The sequence below is a fragment of the Pseudoalteromonas sp. PAR1 genome (assembly GCF_947311895.1).
Taxonomy (GTDB): domain Bacteria; phylum Pseudomonadota; class Gammaproteobacteria; order Enterobacterales; family Alteromonadaceae; genus Pseudoalteromonas; species Pseudoalteromonas lipolytica_C.
The window spans coordinates 14,049-32,615 of the sequence record NZ_CAMZMY010000018.1; the positions used below are offsets into that span (position 1 = coordinate 14,049).

The following is an 18,567-nucleotide window of genomic DNA, read 5'->3' on the forward strand; positions in this document are numbered from 1 at the left end:
AAAAAATTAAACATGCCCTAATGGGCGGGTGTAGCAAAAAATGAGATGGTACTTAAAAACTTCAGGACGGTACTACAAGTATTACTTATACAACAACGAAATAAAGATTTATTAATTACACGCTTTCTTTCTAGCTGGTGCCTACTATATAGAGTTACTTGAATAAGTCAAACACTATCGAAATTAAAACTCAAACTCTAAAGCCAAGCGAAAGCTATGGTCGCGGCCTGATTGCGATAATTCGCTTATAAATCCTGCTTCCCATTTTAATTGACGCTTCGCACTAAAACGATGCAAACCAATAAAACCAGGGCCCACACCAAAAAAGTCCTCGCCAGCATAAACTTCTATTGATGGCTGAAATGCAGAGCGATAGCGATAACGGTACTGCAAACGGAACTCACTTTCCCATTCATTTTCTATATCAGCCCCCCACTCATACACTAAAAATGCATTCATAGTCAGGCTAGTACGACCAAACTCTTTTTCCCATAAAAAGCCAGTCGTCGCTTCGTATGCATCTATAGTGTGCTGCTTTTCAAGTTCAAATAATGCCCCCCAATCTGCCCATAAACGCCCTTGTTCTACAAGTTGCCAACGTAACTCCACCTCATATGAAGATAAGCCAAAGTCACCGTTATCATCGCGCTCGCCAACTAAATACCCTTCAAGGCTCATGGTGTCGTTAATTGCACCACCAAAACCTGCGCGCTGTGCAAGCACATTACCGTTATCGGTTTGCCTAGACACTAAACGCCACTCAACTTCACGTTCAAAAGGTAACACGTAAGGGTGATATACTTTATCAACGACCATGCCATCTGCATGGACAACGTGTGCAAAGCAAATTGCAAACAGATAGCTAAAACTGATTATTAAGAACCGCATACAGGCTCCTTTTTATGTTTAACTTTTAGAGCGCGAGCCAAGGCAATAAATACGGCGCTCGCAATTACATATACCCAAAGCGCGGTTTTACTTGGCGTGGCTTCGTAACCGACTAAGGCTTTTAGCACCCGGCCAAGTTCTGAGTTTTCGGCTAAAAAGTTGCGCCAATCTAGATAGCTTGAAGTCACATCAATTAAATCGACCTGACTCGCTAAATCAAGAAATATTAATAACTTTGCTGTTGCATTTAAGGCAAGCAATACAATCAATGGCTGCATTTTTGCTCGTCTGGCAACACTTTCCAGCAAAAAGAACAATAAAATACCAAAGCTGACACAAATTCCTATTCCTAGAAAAGTGCCAAGCAGTAAAGGCTCAGCAGCATCTTTATTGTGCCAAAAACTGACTAGGTAAATCATGTAATGGCTCAAATATAGGGTCATTGTTGCAATGAGAGCAGCAGCGGCGGCTACAGTGTTTTGTTGACAACTGATTAATGCAGCAACAAAAATCATGATACATAGCAACATTTGAATGAACTCTAAACCACGGTGTTCAAACAACTGGCTCATCGTCGCCGCACCTTGTACAAATAGCAAACTAATAATGGTGCCAATAACAGCATATAGACCTAATTGTCGCTGATTAAGAGGTACTATCAACCTGAGTAACACGGCTAAAATCACAACCGGTAAAAGCTGATTAATGCTCATTAATAAACTAGTTATCAGCATTATCTACCTCCGTAGCCACAACCGTTCCTCGGGCCGTATTAGGAGAAAATTCGCCAAAAAAGTCATAACGGCCAGGGCTTAGTGGGCCGATATAAATCACACTGGTTCGGCCAGGATAAAGCACTTTTTCGCGGTTTAAATCAAAGCTATCGAACTCTTCAGGAGTGCTATCTTGATTTTCGATGAGTAAACGTAGCTTTTTATTGGCAGGTACTTTTATTTCAGCGGGATAAAACAAATGATCTTTTAAGATCAGTTTGTATTCTTTGGCACAAGCAAGCCAAGATGACATACACAATAACATAGACAGTGCAGCAATCCATTTATTCACTGACGTCTCCTTGCATAAAGGACACGCTCACTCGCAAGCCGCCAAGGTGGCTGTCTGCTAAAGTAATATCAGCGTTATAAATCGATACTATATGTTCAACAATGGCCATACCAAGCCCAGCTCCTTGCTCACCCGATGGATGTTTATCACCACCCACGCGATAAAAGCGATTAAAAATGCGCTGTTTTTGAGCTTCATCAATACCGGGTCCCGAGTCATCTATTTGCCAGACAAAACGATTATTTTCGGTTTTCAGGGTAATACAAATCTCTCCCACAGCTGGGGTGTATTTTATGGCGTTACTCAGTAAATTGCCAAACAAAGTAACCAAGGTAAATTCGTCACCAGCAATAATAAAATCATCGCCATCAATGCTGATGGTATGCTCTTTTTCGTCTATACGATCATAAAGTTGTGCAACAACTTGCTGGCTAATTTCTAACACCGACACTGAACTAAATTGCGCCTGCCATTGCTCTGGATAAGTCCGCCCTAAAATTAGCATCTGCTCAACGATATTGCTCAACTTATCAACGCCTTTTTCCATCGCATCAAGCTCAACACTATCGACACCTTGGGCAACTAAATTATGTACATTTATTTTTAAACTACTCAGCGGCGTGCGCAGTTCATGGGCTGCATCAGAGGCAAAAAAGCGCTCTCGTAAATAGGCACTTTCAACCCGTTTAAATAGGTCGTTTAAGCGGCTAATTACGGGTTTTATTTCTTGCTCTGGGGTTTGCCAAGGGATAGCCGTAAAGTCATTTGCCTGACGATGTTTAAGTTGATTCGACAACCGAGTTAGTGGCGCAAGCCCTTGTTTTACAAACACACTAATAAGGAGAGCAAGGATAGGCACACTCCATAACAGCGGCGTCATGGCCGATAAAATTACAGTTTCGGTGAGCGCCACTCGCTTACTCAAAGGCTCAGCGATAAGCACTCGCTTATTACCTTCGCTTAAGCGATACACTTTGACTCGTTGCCCGGCCAAGTTCTCAACGCTAAACCCGGTTTGCCACTGACTTTGATTTATAGCGTTATTCTGCAATGACTTTGAGCTTGAGGCCAAGCTGTCATCAACCCAAACTTGAAATAATAACTGCGGTAAATCACTCGTATAAGCTGGGGTTTCATTACTAAGTGGTTGCTCGATTAACACATGCGCCAACGTTACCAGCTCGTTATCGAGCAGCGCTTCAGCCTGATTCATGCTTTCACGATAACCTTTAGTAAAAGCCAAAAAACAGGTTAGGATCACCATGGATAAGATAAGTAATGTCAGTCTTTTACGAATTGACACTAGCGTTTACCCACCACATAACCAATACCACGCAAGGTTTTAATAAACTCTTTTGGGAATTTTTTACGCAAGTGATGAATGTGCACTTCGATGGTATTTGACCCCACCTCTTCGCCCCATTCGTATAGTTTACTTTCTAACTGTTGTTTTGATTGCACGCGACCTTGGTTTTCTAGCAAGGCTTTAAGGAGCATAAACTCTTTGCGCGGCAAGTTTACCGGCTCATCTTGAAATCTTACGGTAAATGCGGCGGTGTCCATTTCAACATCGCCAACTTTTAAGGTGCTGGTTTGAGCTTGGGTCAATCGCCGACTAGCAACCCGAAGACGTGCAAATAACTCTGCGGGATCGAAAGGTTTTGCAAGATAATCATCAGCACCTAAATCTAGCCCCATGACTTTATCATCAATACTACCGCGAGCGGTTAAAATCACCACCGGCAGGTTTTTACGATGCTTTTTGATGTGCTTTAGAATGTCGATGCCATCACCGTCTGGTAGTCCTAAATCAAGGACTACCAGCTCAATTTCATCATTTTGCAGCCATTGCATCGCTGACTTAACGGTTGCACTGTGTTCAACACTATAACCTTGTTGACGTAAAGAACGACACAGGCCTTCTGCCACTAAGTGGTCGTCTTCAACGAGCAATAAATGCATAGCTTATCTCTTTAATTTTTTCTCTACCTTAGCCAATAGTTTAGTAATTTCTTGTTGGCGGTAAAGGTCTGCCTTTGGTCTATCAGGGCGCGCTGGCGCTTGCTGAGCTACTAATAAAAATTCTTTAGCTGACTGATACTTATGCTCATCATATAAAAATGACGCATATAAATAATTACTATCGATTCCATAAGGATTTAGCTCAAGGGCTTTTTTAAACAGTTTTTTGGCTTCATCATCATCACCAAAGCCAATTGGCCAACCTGGCACTTTGCCGTATAAAGTTGCCAAACTTGTATAAGCCGAACCATTCAGTGCTTGTGGATCAAGCTTAAGCGCTTTTTCAAATTGTGCTTTGGCATCTTTTGCAAGACCCAGCGCACCTAATCCCCCTTTCGCACCTGCATAGCTCGATAACACGATACCGTACCAAATATGGCTTGCCGCTTGCTGATCGTTCGCTTTTGTAAACTCTGCGGTTTCATTCGCTAACTTTTCAAAGGCATCTAGCTGCGCATCGTCAACTAATTCGTAATTAACCACAGCCCATTGCTTTTGCACCGAACTTAAATCGCTATTAAAGTCGGCTTTTGCAGGCGCAGCCATGATAACAGCTATCATCATTAGAGCTTTAAAATTTAGTTTAGTCATAATCATTCACCTTAATCAATTTAGTTGGCAAAAAAACTTTTAATTTTAGGAAGTTGTTTTGCTATTGCGTTATCAACTAATGATGGAAATGCCCCGTTAATACGAGCAAATAATGTTTCTGGGAAGCCGATAAAACGGCGACGTTTTTTGGATTTAATTAAATCTATTAATGCATCAGCCACTTTTTCAGGCGGGTCCATGGTGTTACCCAACTCTTTGTTCATCGCACGTACTTGCGGCGAATTAATCGCGGTATCGGTGGCACGAGGCGCTAAGTACAATACTTTCACATCACTGTGACTAAGCTCTCTGGCAAGGGCTTCGGTCATTCCTCTAAGGCCAAACTTGCTGGCACAGTACAAGGTTTGATATGGATAGCCGATGCTGCCAAACGATGAACCTATATTCACAATCGTGCCTTTATTACGGGTAATTTGTGGTAAAAACAGCTGACACAATTTAATAGGTACATTTAGATTAATATTTAACAGATGATCAATTTGCTGCTCGCTTATTTCACTAAAGCCTTGCATCACATTAACGCCCGCGTTATTGATAAGCAGCGTTGCGCCGCCAATTTGCTGGGCAAACTTAGCAAGATCATTGCGAGATTCACTGTTACTTAGGTCGGCTTGAAAATACTCAGCGTCATTGCCGCACTCCAATTGCAATGCAGCAAGTTGCTTTATATTTCGGCCTACCAATAATACACGCCAACCTTCTTTTGCAAGACGAAGGGCAATGGCACGGCCAATGCCCCCTGTCGCACCGGTTAGCAGACACACTGGGCTACTCATGCGCTTTGCTCCAAGTCAGCCTCGCTAAAGAAAGGTTCTGAATCGAGGTCACGGAAAATATTGCCGTACAGTTTATAAAAACATTTTGCGGCGTGAATAATCGCTTGCTGATCGTCCTCGTTATCTATTTTGTTCATCAGATTTTCGAAAAACTTCACGTGCTCAATATCAAGAGCACCATGCGAGGTAAGGTAGGTAAACGCCTTTTTAGGTAAACCTACAACCTCACGGATTTGCCCCGCTGCATTATCGGCTAAGGCAATCGAGGTGCCTTCAAGCACATGCACCATGCCAAAGAAGGCCAATGGGTTACCGCGATTTATTGTATCGTAGGCATACGACACCATTAATTCAGTCGAAAACTGTGGACGAGAATGACGCACTAACTCTTTATCAAAACCACAGGCTGCAATATCGTTTAGCACCCATTCTTGATGGCCTAACTCTTCTTCGATGTATTCTGCAACAGCTTCGCGCAGCCACTCTTGTTTATCGCTCAGCTTTGCCCCTACAGCCATTAGCAGTGGCACGGTGTGTTTAACATGGTGATAAGCTTGCGTTAAGAACGATGCGTATTCACTCAGGCTGACTTCACCTTTAAAAACGCGGCTAATAATTGGCGCAGCTAAAAGGTAGTCGCGCTCTTTCTGTGTTTCGGCTTGTAATGTATTGAAAAATTGACTCATGCTCGTCGCCTCTTGATAAAGTGCTGAAATCTCTGTAGCAAAAAATTGATTAATAACATCGCGTTTGGGGCGATTATTGCTGGTTAATAAACCTTGCGTGTGGCTCATAGGCTCTGCCATTCGATGCCACTTTTTGATCTGTGCGTATTCGGGTAGTTGCGCGTTTTGTGCCGCAATATGAGCAGCAAGTTCATCGTCACTCATCGCTTGGTTTGCATAGATAAGCGCAGCTAAAAATGCTTGGCCTTCGCCAATCACCACTGCTTGTTGTACCTGGCTGTGGCTAAGCAATAACGACTCTGGCCACTCGGCACTGATATTGCGCCCAAAGCTGGTGATCAGCTGATTTTTCAAGCGACCTTGAATAACCAAGCGGCCTGCTTGCTCAGTGACGAGATCGCCAGTTGCATACCAATCGTCGGCACTTTGCGCTGCTTGACCTAAGTACCCTAAAAACAATGAGCCTTTGATATAAAGCTGACCATTTTCAATTTTGTATTGGATATGTTTGAGAACTCGCCCTGCGGTGTCGATGTCGTCATCATCGCGCGTGTTTAGGCTCACCACCGATGAAGACTCAGACAAACCATAGCCTTGATAAACCGGTAAACCGAACTCTCGGGCTTGCTTAATAAGTGCTTGGCTTACAACCGCGCCACCCACTGCAATAAACTTTAAGCTTTTAGGTGCTTGCCAGCCTTGCTTTGCAAAAGCCACTAAACAAGTCAGCAACTCAGGCACTAAAATAAGGGTATTTGGCTCAGTGCGTTCAATGGCTGCTATTAATTTATGTGGCTCAAGTAACTGTGCGCCAGAAAACCCAAGTTCAGCTAAAGGCACTAAGTTAACCGTGCCACCCGCTAATAGCGGCGCATACACACCGGCTAAATTCTCAAGCAAAACCGGTAACGGCAGTAAACACAAATGGTTTGGTTTTTCTAAACCAATGCTTTGATAAAGTGATGTTGCCACCTGCAATTGACTCTCAAGCGATAAACACACACCTTTTGGTGTACCCGTTGAGCCCGACGTAAAGGTAATCTTTTGCGTGTTCGCAAAATAAGGAACTGGCTGTGTATTAGTCAATTGATAAACATATAAAGGGTAATGCTTACATACATCGACTAGCGCCACTAACCTTGCATGCTCACCTTCGTAAGCGCGGTCACATACAAATAGCCCAGCCCCACTGTTTTGCAAACCATACCCTATTTGCTGAGCCGTAAAAAACGTTGGTAGCGGAATTGCCACTCTTTTAAGTTCGCTAAGCGCAGCTTCTAATACACACCAAGCAGGTGTGTTATCTAATTGAAAGGCAACACCCTCGGCATTAAACTCAACCAAAGTAGCTAACAGACGAGTTACTTGTTCAGTAAAATCTTGTTTAGTTAGTGAGCGCACACCATTACTTTCATGGCAAACCATTAAGGTATCGCTATCTTTGTGTGGTAACTGTGTTAACCAGCTCATAACGCCTCCAAATAAACAGCCAATTCAAGGGATGACTGTAAGCACTGCTGTTTAATATTGAATAAAACTGGGGTGTTTAATACACGTTGATGTGCTTCGTTTAGGTCAACCACACAAATGGTTGGTTGGTTGTCGTAATAGCTACCCCAGCTTGCTGGATCTTGGAGTGCTTGTGCATTGGCAACACCGATTTCTTTGCAATTAACACCTAGCATTTTTAATAGCGCTCTGACTTTACGGGTTGCACAAAACACTAAATATTTTGCCCCTGCTTGATAGAGTGCTTCGTTCATTAAAACAAAATGTGCCAAGGTGGCTTTTCGATGCGTTGAGCATAAATTACCTAACTCAAAAATGTGCTCACGCTTGGCACCAACAAAGTGCTCAATAGACACAGGGAGGTATTGTTCAATAAACAAAGGTTGTGATGCAGAGCGAAGACCTAACGTACATACTTCATCATCAACATTTAGCTCACAAAGTAGCGGCATGAACTGCGAAATTTTCGCATCATAAGCTGCAGCAAAACCTTGCTTAATATTACTCTCAAGACGGTCACGGAACTGACCTCCTTCACGCGTGCAAACAAAGGCAGGCTCTTGAAGTTGAGTTTGATGTGATTGTTGAACTGAAAGCATAATTGTTCGCTCCACTTAGGTTATGTGTAAAATTTATCGAGCGAAACTTAAATAAAACTTAAGAAAAATTAATTTTTATAAATATTTTTCAACCTCATGAAATTTAATGTTTTTATTTTTTATAAAAACAAAAATGCCAGTCTAAATGACTGGCATTTTAATGCTTAAATTAACGTTAAACTTTGATTACTTAACGATGGTCATCTCTTTAAGTAGATTTTGAGCATTATCAACTTTATCCATCACCCACAACATGTATCGTGAATCAACGTGAATCGAGCGGTTTAAGTTTTCATCGTAATCCCAATCACCAATAATACTTTCGTAAACACCATCAAATAACAAACCAACGAGCTCAGCATTACCGTTTAATGTTGGAGAGCCTGAGTTACCACCTGTGGTATCTACATTTGATAAAAAGTTAACCGGAACCGTATTCATACCGCCAGTGTAATCGCCATAAAGCTTTTGCTTAATTAACTCATTTTGCTTTTCTGGTGAGTTGAATGGTTCAACACCGGTATTTTTTGCAAGCAGGCCTTCTAAAGATGTAAAGGGGGTTGCCACTAAGCCATCTTGCGGTGAATAGCCGCCTACCGTGCCGTAAGTTACACGCAAGGTGCTGTTAGCATCAGCATAAACAGGCTTATTAAGTGCCTTGTTATAAGCGATAATTGCTTCCATTAATGCAGGGCGAGCAGCTTGCTGTTTACCAGCCAGCTCTTTTTTCGCATCTTCAATGTCTTTAGTAACGGCAAAAACAGCCTGAGCGTATTGAATGAATGGATCGCTACTTTGCTTTAACTGAGCAAGGTCAAGTTCTGTCATCCATAAACGTTTGCTTTCATCTGCAAGAACCGATTTAGCATACATATCATCAAGTAACGCTTGTTGTTTTTGTTTATCAAAACCATTGGTTAAACCAAGCGCTTTATCTACCTCTGCAACTCGCTCATCGTTTGGTAAAGCTGCATATTGCTCAATAAAGTACAATAAAATGGCTTTATCAACGGTTTCATCATAACGACGACTCATGCTTTCTAGGCGTGATTTAATGCGCGGCATATCACGCTCTTGATAACCGCTTTCGCGCTCAGCATCTGGCTTTTGTTTTTCATAAGCTAAACGATACAGCATACGAGCCGATGACATCATTTGTGAGCGGTGTACGTAACCTAACATACGGTCACGTTGGTTGTGCTCTTGAGACTCAGCAACTAACGCCGTTAAATCAGCAAGTACATGTCCGTATTTAGCTTTGCGCTTACTATCTTCATTGATCCACGCAGTGAGATCTTTTTCGAATTGCTGCTTACGGCTATACATTGAACCTTTGTTAAAGCTCTCAATCATTGAGCCATAGTTTTTAATGTAGTTGTTGTAACCCGCAATCGTACTTTCATAAGCAATACGTGCCTCTGAACCATCAGGGGCATTTTCTTCAATCAACGAGACATATTTAGAATTATATTTACGCGCTAATGGGTAGGCTGTGTTAAACACGTAATCAACTTCAGGCGAAATACGGTAACGGTTTGTGCTGCCCGGATAACCGGTAACCATCACAAAATCGCCTTCTTGAACGCCTTTAGCGCTTACTTTTAAAAACGCATCACTCTGGTACGGTACGTTATCTTCTGAATATTCAGCAGGCTTGCCATCTTTGCCAACATACGCGCGATAGAATGAGAAATCACCGGTGTGGCGCGGCCACATCCAGTTGTCGATATCACCGCCGTATTTACCTACGCCCATCGCAGGTGCATACGCTAAACGTACATCTTTAATTTCTAGCGCTTTAATTAAGTAATATTCAAGACCACCGTGGAAGGTATACACATTACAGCGGTAGCTTTGGTCTTGCTCACACTCACTAACAAGTGCTTTTTCATTTGCTTCAATGGCATCAAAGCGTGCTTTACCTGTTAGCTGTTCAGTACCTTGGTTTACTTTATCGGTAACTTCTGTCACTTGCTCTGTCACATAAACACGAGAACCCGGCGCTGCAGGTACTTCTTCGCCCGTTGTTTTAGCTAAAAAGCCATTTTCTAAAATGTTATTTTCAGTGGTTGAGTTATATTGAATCGAACCATAGGCACAGTGATGGTTTGTTACAACTAAGCCTTTTGGTGAAACAAACGAAGCAGTGCAACCACCAAGGCTAATTACTGCGTTCATCGGAAACTCGGTCAATTTTGAAATTGACTCAACATCAATGCTTAAGCCTTTCGCTTTTAGGATAGATTCAAGTTCTGGTAGCTGGTGAGGTTGCCACATGCCTTCGTCGGCAACAGCAACATTTGCTACAGCCAGACCCACTGCAGCAGCAATAAATTTAAAACGCATAGTCGTCCTTTATATTTGTTATGTTTATCTTGTTAGCGCTCTTATCATTATCATTGTGCTAGCCAATAGCAATAATTTGCGACCGCTAATGTCAAAGTTTGTAAACCAAATAAGGCTGTAGGGCCTAATACTTAGACTCATAAACCACAGCATTGTGGCCGTGTAAGCTTTCTTGATGCTCCACTTTAAATTGGTAATCAGCAATACCCGGCATGGTTTCGAAACACTGCTTTAATCGCCTTGCTGCATCTTCGCAAAATAATAAGTTTTTTGCGTTAAGGGCGGCAAATGCTTGTTCATCTTCACGCTTAACGGCGGTTTGCACTGGGGTGCCTATGGCTTGCTCACAGACTGTGATAAAGCCACTAATATCCGGAAGCTTTTCGTTACTAAAAGTGACATCGATATACGCATATGAGCGCTGGCTATGAGGGGTTGCAATAGAGCCCTGTTCACTTGTGAGCCAATTGATTAAAGATGCTTTATCAATAGCGGCATCGCTAAACTGTTTATCGACCGCTTCGCTCAAAAGCTGCCTCGATAATGCCGCTGAACATGGGCACGTGCTGCTATAGGCAATATCGACTTTTAAGTTAATGGTAAGTGATTGCTGCTTCGTGATGGTTAAAACTACAGGGTAAGCATTGTAACCGCAATGGTCGCTCAGGAGCGCAGGTTTTAGCTCTGGTAAATCAAAATGCAGCACCAGTTTTACGCTTTTACTTAAGTCTTTTTGTGATGCTAAAACGGCATTCATAAACTCACTAACACGCTGACTGGTTAAGCTTTGTTTAGCCAATAGCTGATTAAGTAGTAAATAGAGACGCGACATATGAATACCTTTTGCATCGCTATCAAGGCTGACAAAAATATCTGCTTTGGCATTAAGGTGCGCATCAACATGAGGTTGTGCAAGTTTACAAGGTAATGCGATACCTTCCATGCCAACCCATTTTAAAGGTGATTGAAAATCTGTATTAGAGTGCGAGGTTATATCGGGTAATTGCATATCAACTTCTTGTATTATTTATATTTATTACTAAAGCATCAATTCTGATGAACTGAATAAGTGCTATCGCACCAAAGAGAATGATACAATATAACATTATAAAACTTTATCAAGAGCTAATTTTGGACCTTTCACACCATCATTGTCATGCAGCTATAAACGTAAGGACGAACTTGCATTATGAGTATTAATTTTAAACAGTATCTGATAACAATTTAGTTTGAGAAGTCGAAAAAGATACGCTGACATTTACGAAAATTAACCACTTATCGCAGCCAATAATCACCTTATCGCAACGAATGAGATTATTGCTATCGATACACAGTATGCTCTATATATTAACCGCAAAGTTATATCAGCCTCACTCATGCACACATTCGTGCCATCTTTGTGTAATCTCATACTAACAACCAACACTTGGATGACATAAAGTGCTGACATAACGTTATATCGGTACAATTACTTTAAAAAATGACAAGAGAAACACTATGAAACACCTAGTCGCAACCGCGATCAGCTCAGCGTTATTACTAACGGCCTGTTCTGAGCCTCAAACTACAGCTGATACGCGTAAAACTGAACAAACAGCAGAAGTAACTGCAGCTGAACAAGCAAACCCACTATTTGTTAAAAGTGCACTGCAATACGAGGCGCCTGATTTTAGCCTTATTAAAGATGAACACTTTATGCCAGCTTTCAATAAAGGCATGGCAGAGCAAATGGCTGAAGTACAAGCTATCATCGACAACCCTGCAAAGCCTGATTTTGCCAATACTGTTGTTGCTCTTGAAAAAAGTGGTGAGCTGTTAACCCGTACTCGTAGCATTTTTTATAACTTAGCAGGCAGTGACTCAAACCCTGCTCGCCGTGAAATCCAAAAAGAATTAGCACCTAAGTTAGCATCACATAACGATAATATTTTTCTTAATAAAGCACTTTTTGAAAAAGTAGCAGCGGTTTATAACGATGCAGACAAACTAGCATTAACAGCCGAAGAAAAACGTTTACTTGATGTTTACTACAAGCGTTTTGTTCGCGCTGGTGCACAATTAAATGCCGAACAAAAACAGCAAATTCGTGATATCAATACTAAGCATTCAAGTTTAACGACGCAGTTTTCGCAAAACTTATTAGCACTGACAAAAACAAATGTTGTTATTGTTGATGACAAAGCTGAGCTTGAAGGCTTACCTGCGGGTCAAATTGAACAGCTTGCTAATGCAGCAACGGAAGCTGGTCATGACGGCAAGTACTTAATTAAGATCACCAATACAACTCGCCAGCCTATATTAGCAACCCTTAAAAACCGTGAGTTGCGTGAAAAAGTATGGCGTGCATCGGCTGAGCGTGCGCTATCAGGTGAAAATAATAACCGCGATATCGTGGCAGAGCTTGCTCACTTACGCGCTCAAAAAGCTAAATTATTAGGCTACGACAGCTGGGCTGATTTTGGTTTAGAGTCACAAATGGCGAAAAAACCTCAAGCAGTATTTGATATGTTTGCGAGCATGATCCCTGCATTAATGCAAAACGTTAATGCTGAAGCAGCGGCTATTCAAGCTAAGATCGATGAGTCTGGTGAACAATTTAAGCTACAGCCATGGGATTGGTTATTCTACGCAGAGCAAGTTCGCAAAGATAAATACAATCTAGACGAAAATGCAGTAAAAGAGTATTTCGAATTTAATCGTGTTCTTGAAGACGGTGTGTTTTATACAATGAACCGTTTATATGGGATTACTTTTAAACCACGTAGCGACTTACCAGTTTACCACCCTGATGTGAAAGCATATGAACTATTTGACGAAAATGGTAAAAGCCTAGCTATTTTCTATGCCGATTACTTTGCTCGTGAAGGTAAACGTGGTGGCGCTTGGATGAGCTCATTTGTGAAGCAGTCTGGCCTAAAAAATCAAAAGCCTGTGGTTGTGAATGTAATGAACATTCAAAAAGGCGCGAATGGTGAACCTACACTTATCAGCTACGATGAAGCAACAACGATTTTCCACGAGCTAGGTCATGGCTTACACGGTATGTTCTCAAAAGTTAAATACCCAACACTTTCAGGTACTTCGGTATCACGTGACTTCGTTGAGTTTCCTTCTACCTTTGAAGAAGACTGGGCAATGTACCCTGAAGTTATCGCAAACTATGCGAAACATCATAAAACAGGTGAGCCAATTCCAGATGAGCTACTTGAAAAAGTCATTCAATCTCGTAGCTTTAACCAAGGTTTTGATACCTTAGAGTATGTTGCTGCTGCACTACTTGATATGGAATGGCATTCACTTTCTGCTGATGCGCCACTACAAGACATTGAAAAGTTTGAAGAGCAAGCTCTTACTAAGCACGGTGTTAACGTACCATTTGTACCACCACGTTATAAATCTGCGTTCTTCTCACACTCAATGGGCGGCGGTTACTCAGCTGGTTACTATGCTTATATGTGGAGTGAAATCCTAGCGGCAGACGCGTTTGCTTATGTTCAAGAGCAAGGTGGTTTAACTCGCGAAATGGGTGAAAAATACCGCAAAGAAATTTTAGAAGTAGGTAACTCTCGTGATCTGATGGAATCGTTTAAAGCATTCCGTGGTCAAGAGCCTGATACGTCTGCGTTGTTAAAACGCCGCGGCTTAAAAGCAACGGTTCAATAGCTTTAAGCTCTAAGCCGAATTGTGGGGTTATCGAGTATTGATAACCCCACAACATTCAACCTCTTTACTCTTCACGTAGGTTGGGTCGAGCGAAGCGATACCCAATGTAAAGAACCTTCCAGCTATCAGTCGTCAGACGCGCGAAACAAGTTTCACGCCTACAAAAAGGGGCTAGGTTCTAGGACGCGATGTAAAATCTGCTACCTTGTATCTCGTATCTCTAAACTCGAAACTCGCTAACTTTACTCTCGCTAACTTAAAAACAAAAAAGCCCTTACAGCGAGCTGTAAGGGCTTTGTTATCACTATTTAAAAGTATTATTTACGTTTACGGCGACGGCCGATAAGCGCTAATGGTGCAAGTAGAAGCGTTAAGAAACCAAAGCTACCATTGCTAGATTTAGTTACTTTTTTCTCTTCTACTGGCTCAGCTTCGTTAGTTACAGCAACAGTGAACTGCTCTGAAACAGAATCTGTCCCATCGCTCACTGTTACTTCAAATACTAACTCGTCATCGCTTGAGATAGCACCTGGCTTGAAGCCTAAAGTAGCCGTATCAGCACCTGTAAGCGTTGCTGTAGTACCGCTCACTTGAGTCCATGTGTAGCTTAGTGTGTCGTTGTTACGGTCTGTTGCTGTAACAGACACAGTACCTGAAGCCGATTCAGAAACCGTTTCATCACCAGAAACACTAATAATAGGAAGTGCGTTATCACATGCTAACGTATCACCAGCAATTACGTTCGAGAAGATTGGTGACGTAACATTGCTTACAGTCACGTTATCAATCCACCAGCCGAACTCACGTACTGCGCTGTCTGATGAGATACGGAAGCGTAATTTTGCACGGTTACCGTTTAGTTCAGTACCAAAACGAATAGTTTCGTAGTTACCATAAACACCATTATCAATATTGTTACCTGTGAAGGTATCGCGATCTTGTAGTGCTTGTGCGTCATTTTCGATTAGTGGGCCGTCGTAACCAACATCAAATGAACCGCCCATTTCAGTAACATCAACCCAGTTACCACCATTCACGCTGATTTCTACAACACCACCATCCCACTCGTTTTCGATTAGGTAGAAGTGCCAGAATGAAACTTCAAATTCACCTGCAAAGCCAATATCGAACTCTCTTGACTCAATAGCAACATCTGACTGGAAGTCATTGTTGTTCAAGTACATTGTTTGCTCGCCAAGACCAAAACCAAAGCTGTTGAAGAAGTTAACATTACCGCCAGTTGCCATGCTTTGCGTGCCAACAGCTAAGTCATCACCTGTCATTACGTGCTCTTTCCAGTCGCGTAATGATGTACCTGCTACTTCCATATCATCAGCAGTTTGTGAACTAACAGGTGCCTTGTCTTCAAAGTCCATGTTTACAAGGTAAGATACTGTATCGCTTAGAGCTTCAACGATTTCATCATCAGCAGAAAGCTCAGGGAATGACACTTCGATTTCAAGCGTATCAGCAGTGCCAGCATCGTTTAATGTGAACTTAATTGGCGCACTTGTTTGCGAAGCATACGGTGTTGTATCGTCAAATGTGATTAAGCCATCATTTTCAAATGTAACATCGTGGCCACTCACAACAGTTAATTGTGCTTGTGTACCTGTTAGTACTTCACTACCTGTATTCATGATGCTAACAGTTAAAGTACCTGTTTCACCCTTATCAAGAATGTTGTCGTTTGAACAATAACCAAGCTCAACACCATTGTAGCTTGCATTCATTTCAACATCTTTTAGGGTAAAGCTTGCAAGTTGCATTTTGTCAGATTCAACAACACCTGTTAAATCTTCACTGAAACGATCTGGCGCTTGAGCACCTAAGCCCATACCACGCTTAGCAAATGCACCTAAGATTAGTTTGTAATCTTCAGGGTCAACTGCATATGCAGCCGCTAAGATTGCATCACGTGCTTCTGTGTATAATGGTGCAACTGGTGTTAACTTGTAACCGGCAACTAGGTAGTTAGCCATACGGTTTTGAGCATCTTCAAAGCCGTGCTTGTTGATAAGCGCTACGTAGCTTTCCCAAAGCATGGTTGCCCAAATTTCACCTGCAGCGTGTGGTGAAGCAACACTCGTTGGTGCAATACCTACATCATCACCAGCATCTTCAGTAATGTGACGGAAAGACAGTGGGTTAACGTCCATATTTGTTGAATATGGAACACGACGGATACCATAATAGAAGTCTTCTACGAAAGTACCGCTACCGTATGCTTTTTGGAACTTGTCGTTACCTGGGATGTTGATGTCATCTGCTTTCGCAATGAACATTAGTGAGTGGAAATCACCCCAACCTTCGCCCATCGCGCGGCCTTGGAAGTTGATAAGACCCGATGAGTTACCCACTAAACGGTTACTGATATAGTGACCCCATTCGTGAGCAATAATACCGTTATCTAACGTACCGTCTTTTAACGTAGCTTTATTGAACATGTTAACAGTAACAGTTTCGCCTGCATCGATACCATCGTAAAGTGCATGACCGTCAGCAAAGTTAAGACCCATGTTAGGGATAAGCACTGCATCATCTTCACCGCCCATTGGCGCTGGCTCATCAGTATCTGGGTTGTTATTCACAACAATTGCACCAATTGCACCCGCTTCTTGAGCGTGTAGTACTTTTGCAGTGAAGTTACAAGAACCACGGTCTACTAGCGCAATTTTACCAGCTAGTTCTGCTGCGTTTGTTGCAGGTTCACAACCATCAGTTACGCTACCAGAATCAACGTTATTATCGTCCACTAGACGAACAACTTCGCCAGCGATATCAGCAAATTGCATTTGACCAAAGCTAGATACTTTTGACGAATCTAGAAGACCAATGGTCGCGTCAGATGTTACAACCACACCATAGTCAATGCCTACTTTTGCATCTTTACTATTGTATAAATACATTTGCATGCGAGGGCTTGCACCATCTGCAGGCGTAGACATGTTTGCGTTGTTTAAACCGCTATTATCTTGTGCTTGCGCTTCGATTGGGTCGCCTTCAACACCGCCACGGCCGTAGTTCGATACTTGCGCAACATTTGATGTTTCGTCAAAACCATGGTCGTAGAAGAAATCGTGTAAGAAGTTGTTCATGTAGAACAAGTTAACGATTGCCGCTTTACGGTTATCGTAGCTGTTTGCTACTTGGTCAACTTGATAAGGGTAATCGAATGTAAAGTCTGATGTAGTTTCAGCAGTGAAGTCACCTTCAGTGTAGCCTTGAGGTGCGATTACATCGGCATAAGCAAATACGTTGTTACCTGAAGTGGTTGTAGCATCATCAGCAAGCCACGGATCCATCGTGCTTAGTTTTTTATAGTAAGACAAACTTACAAGTGGTGCATCCAGGATTTCAGTTTCATCGATTTGATCTGGACCATCAGCTGGGATCACGTCGCCATGAGGACCTTCCCACGGATAACCATCTTCGTCAGCCCATACACGGTAGTTAAAGTCTGCCGCGTGTGCTTTTAAGTCTTTCTTGAAATAAACTTTGCTGTTTTGTGCGCCAATAACGTAGCTGAAGTAATCGCTTTCTAGGCTGTTTTTATCAGCAACTTCTACTTCAACGTAGTATGCAGATTGCAACTCGCCTGCTACTTCAAAGAATACTTTCTTAGCACGTGGCTGGCCTAGTACAATTTTGTCACCAGTTTGGTTAGACACATTGTACTTAACATAGTCGCCTTGTTCAGTTGATTTAGTTAGCGATACGTCGATATCAGCAAGTTCTTTAATCGCACGTTTAATGCTTTGCTCCGCACCAACAAATTCAGCAAGTGGTGCGAACGATTTGGTTGCACTAGCGCTTGTGTTTGCAAAGTAGCCAGAACCTGCAACTAGGTTATATTCTTTGTCCATGATCAGGTTGTATTCACGGTTGAATACTTCAATGTCATGTACTTTTTGCTTGTATTTAGCTGTGATTGAACCAAGCTTCTGCTCAGATAAATCAGTTAGTACGGCGCTCGATACACCTTTTTTCAGAGCGCTAACGCCCGTTAAAGCATTTAGATAAAAATCAGCAGCGTATGCATTGCGCTGCTCAGGAAGGATCATCGCCATGTCTGGCTTAGCTTGACCTACCGCATTCCAAAGGAACGTAGCTTTACCTAATTGCTCATCGAAAATTGATTTGTGCCCTGATACAGTTCGACGCTCAGCTAATGCACGTTGCTGAGATACTTGAGGATTAAACTGTACTTGAGAACTAACACTTGATGCGTTGTAAAAGCGAGTTTGTTCACTTGCTTGTATTTGAGTTGATGCCAAGATAGCCGTTACCATAGTTGCAACAGCAGTTACTTTAAATTGAGACATTCCTTACGTTCCCTATTGTTATATTTTTATTTTCGGTTAACAATCATAACCAAAGCCAATGTACCTAATCTGGCAA

General features: G+C 42.1%; 13 protein-coding genes and 1 pseudogene. 1 reads left to right on the forward strand and 13 read right to left on the reverse strand.

Annotated elements, in window-relative coordinates; translation table 11 throughout:
* Nucleotides 1-183: 183 nt before the first annotated feature.
* From QL229_RS14740 to folE2, 12 genes and pseudogenes are all read right to left on the reverse strand, one after another.
* Complete coding sequence (locus tag QL229_RS14740; RefSeq protein WP_135926697.1) at nucleotides 184-888, reverse strand: hypothetical protein; 705 nt, start codon at nucleotides 886-888, stop codon at nucleotides 184-186.
* Nucleotides 876-1,622, reverse strand: a complete 747-nt coding sequence (locus QL229_RS14745; protein ID WP_135926696.1) for an iron transporter — start codon at nucleotides 1,620-1,622, stop codon at nucleotides 876-878. The genes QL229_RS14740 and QL229_RS14745 overlap by 13 nt, the downstream gene beginning before the upstream one ends.
* The gene (locus QL229_RS14750) at nucleotides 1,609-1,926 is read right to left on the reverse strand and encodes a cupredoxin domain-containing protein (protein WP_138558418.1); all 318 of its coding nucleotides are present in this window, start codon (nucleotides 1,924-1,926) and stop codon (nucleotides 1,609-1,611) included. Before QL229_RS14750 ends, QL229_RS14745 begins: the two co-directional genes overlap by 14 nt.
* Nucleotides 1,927-1,945: 19 nt before the next feature.
* On the reverse strand, nucleotides 1,946-3,256 hold the full coding sequence (locus QL229_RS14755) for an ATP-binding protein (RefSeq protein WP_235384064.1): 1,311 nt from the start codon (nucleotides 3,254-3,256) through the stop codon (nucleotides 1,946-1,948).
* The gene (locus QL229_RS14760; RefSeq protein ID WP_135926694.1) at nucleotides 3,256-3,915 is read right to left on the reverse strand and encodes a response regulator transcription factor; all 660 of its coding nucleotides are present in this window, start codon (nucleotides 3,913-3,915) and stop codon (nucleotides 3,256-3,258) included. Before QL229_RS14760 ends, QL229_RS14755 begins: the two co-directional genes overlap by 1 nt.
* Before the next feature lie 3 nt (nucleotides 3,916-3,918).
* Complete coding sequence (locus QL229_RS14765; RefSeq protein WP_235404164.1) at nucleotides 3,919-4,536, reverse strand: hypothetical protein; 618 nt, start codon at nucleotides 4,534-4,536, stop codon at nucleotides 3,919-3,921.
* 50 nt (nucleotides 4,537-4,586) lie between these two features.
* Nucleotides 4,587-5,363 carry an SDR family oxidoreductase gene (locus QL229_RS14770; protein ID WP_281547121.1) on the reverse strand — a complete coding sequence of 259 codons (777 nt, stop codon included), beginning with the start codon at nucleotides 5,361-5,363 and terminating at the stop codon, nucleotides 4,587-4,589.
* Nucleotides 5,360-6,049, reverse strand: a complete 690-nt coding sequence (locus tag QL229_RS14775; protein WP_212748200.1) for an iron-containing redox enzyme family protein — start codon at nucleotides 6,047-6,049, stop codon at nucleotides 5,360-5,362. The genes QL229_RS14770 and QL229_RS14775 overlap by 4 nt, the downstream gene beginning before the upstream one ends.
* Nucleotides 6,050-6,523: 474 nt before the next feature.
* Nucleotides 6,524-7,519 (reverse strand): annotated as a pseudogene (locus tag QL229_RS14780) (AMP-binding protein); the annotation flags it as partial.
* Nucleotides 7,516-8,157 carry a thermostable hemolysin gene (locus QL229_RS14785; protein WP_235384260.1) on the reverse strand — a complete coding sequence of 214 codons (642 nt, stop codon included), beginning with the start codon at nucleotides 8,155-8,157 and terminating at the stop codon, nucleotides 7,516-7,518. The pseudogene QL229_RS14780 and the gene QL229_RS14785, both read right to left, overlap by 4 nt.
* A gap of 186 nt (nucleotides 8,158-8,343) precedes the next feature.
* The gene (locus tag QL229_RS14790; protein WP_135926690.1) at nucleotides 8,344-10,503 is read right to left on the reverse strand and encodes a S46 family peptidase; all 2,160 of its coding nucleotides are present in this window, start codon (nucleotides 10,501-10,503) and stop codon (nucleotides 8,344-8,346) included.
* 124 nt (nucleotides 10,504-10,627) lie between these two features.
* Nucleotides 10,628-11,512, reverse strand: a complete 885-nt coding sequence (gene folE2 / locus QL229_RS14795; protein WP_281547122.1) for a GTP cyclohydrolase FolE2 — start codon at nucleotides 11,510-11,512, stop codon at nucleotides 10,628-10,630.
* Between the two features lie 488 nt (nucleotides 11,513-12,000).
* Here folE2 and QL229_RS14800 point away from each other — a divergent pair, with 488 nt between their 5' ends.
* Complete coding sequence (locus tag QL229_RS14800; RefSeq protein ID WP_281547123.1) at nucleotides 12,001-14,166, forward strand: M3 family metallopeptidase; 2,166 nt, start codon at nucleotides 12,001-12,003, stop codon at nucleotides 14,164-14,166.
* Nucleotides 14,167-14,483: 317 nt separating this feature from the next.
* Here QL229_RS14800 and QL229_RS14805 read toward each other — a convergent pair whose 3' ends face one another.
* Nucleotides 14,484-18,491 (reverse strand): rhombosortase-dependent M36 family metallopeptidase, encoded by a 4,008-nt coding sequence (locus QL229_RS14805; protein ID WP_253039966.1) that lies wholly within the window; start codon nucleotides 18,489-18,491, stop codon nucleotides 14,484-14,486.
* Between the last annotated feature and the right edge of the window lie 76 nt (nucleotides 18,492-18,567).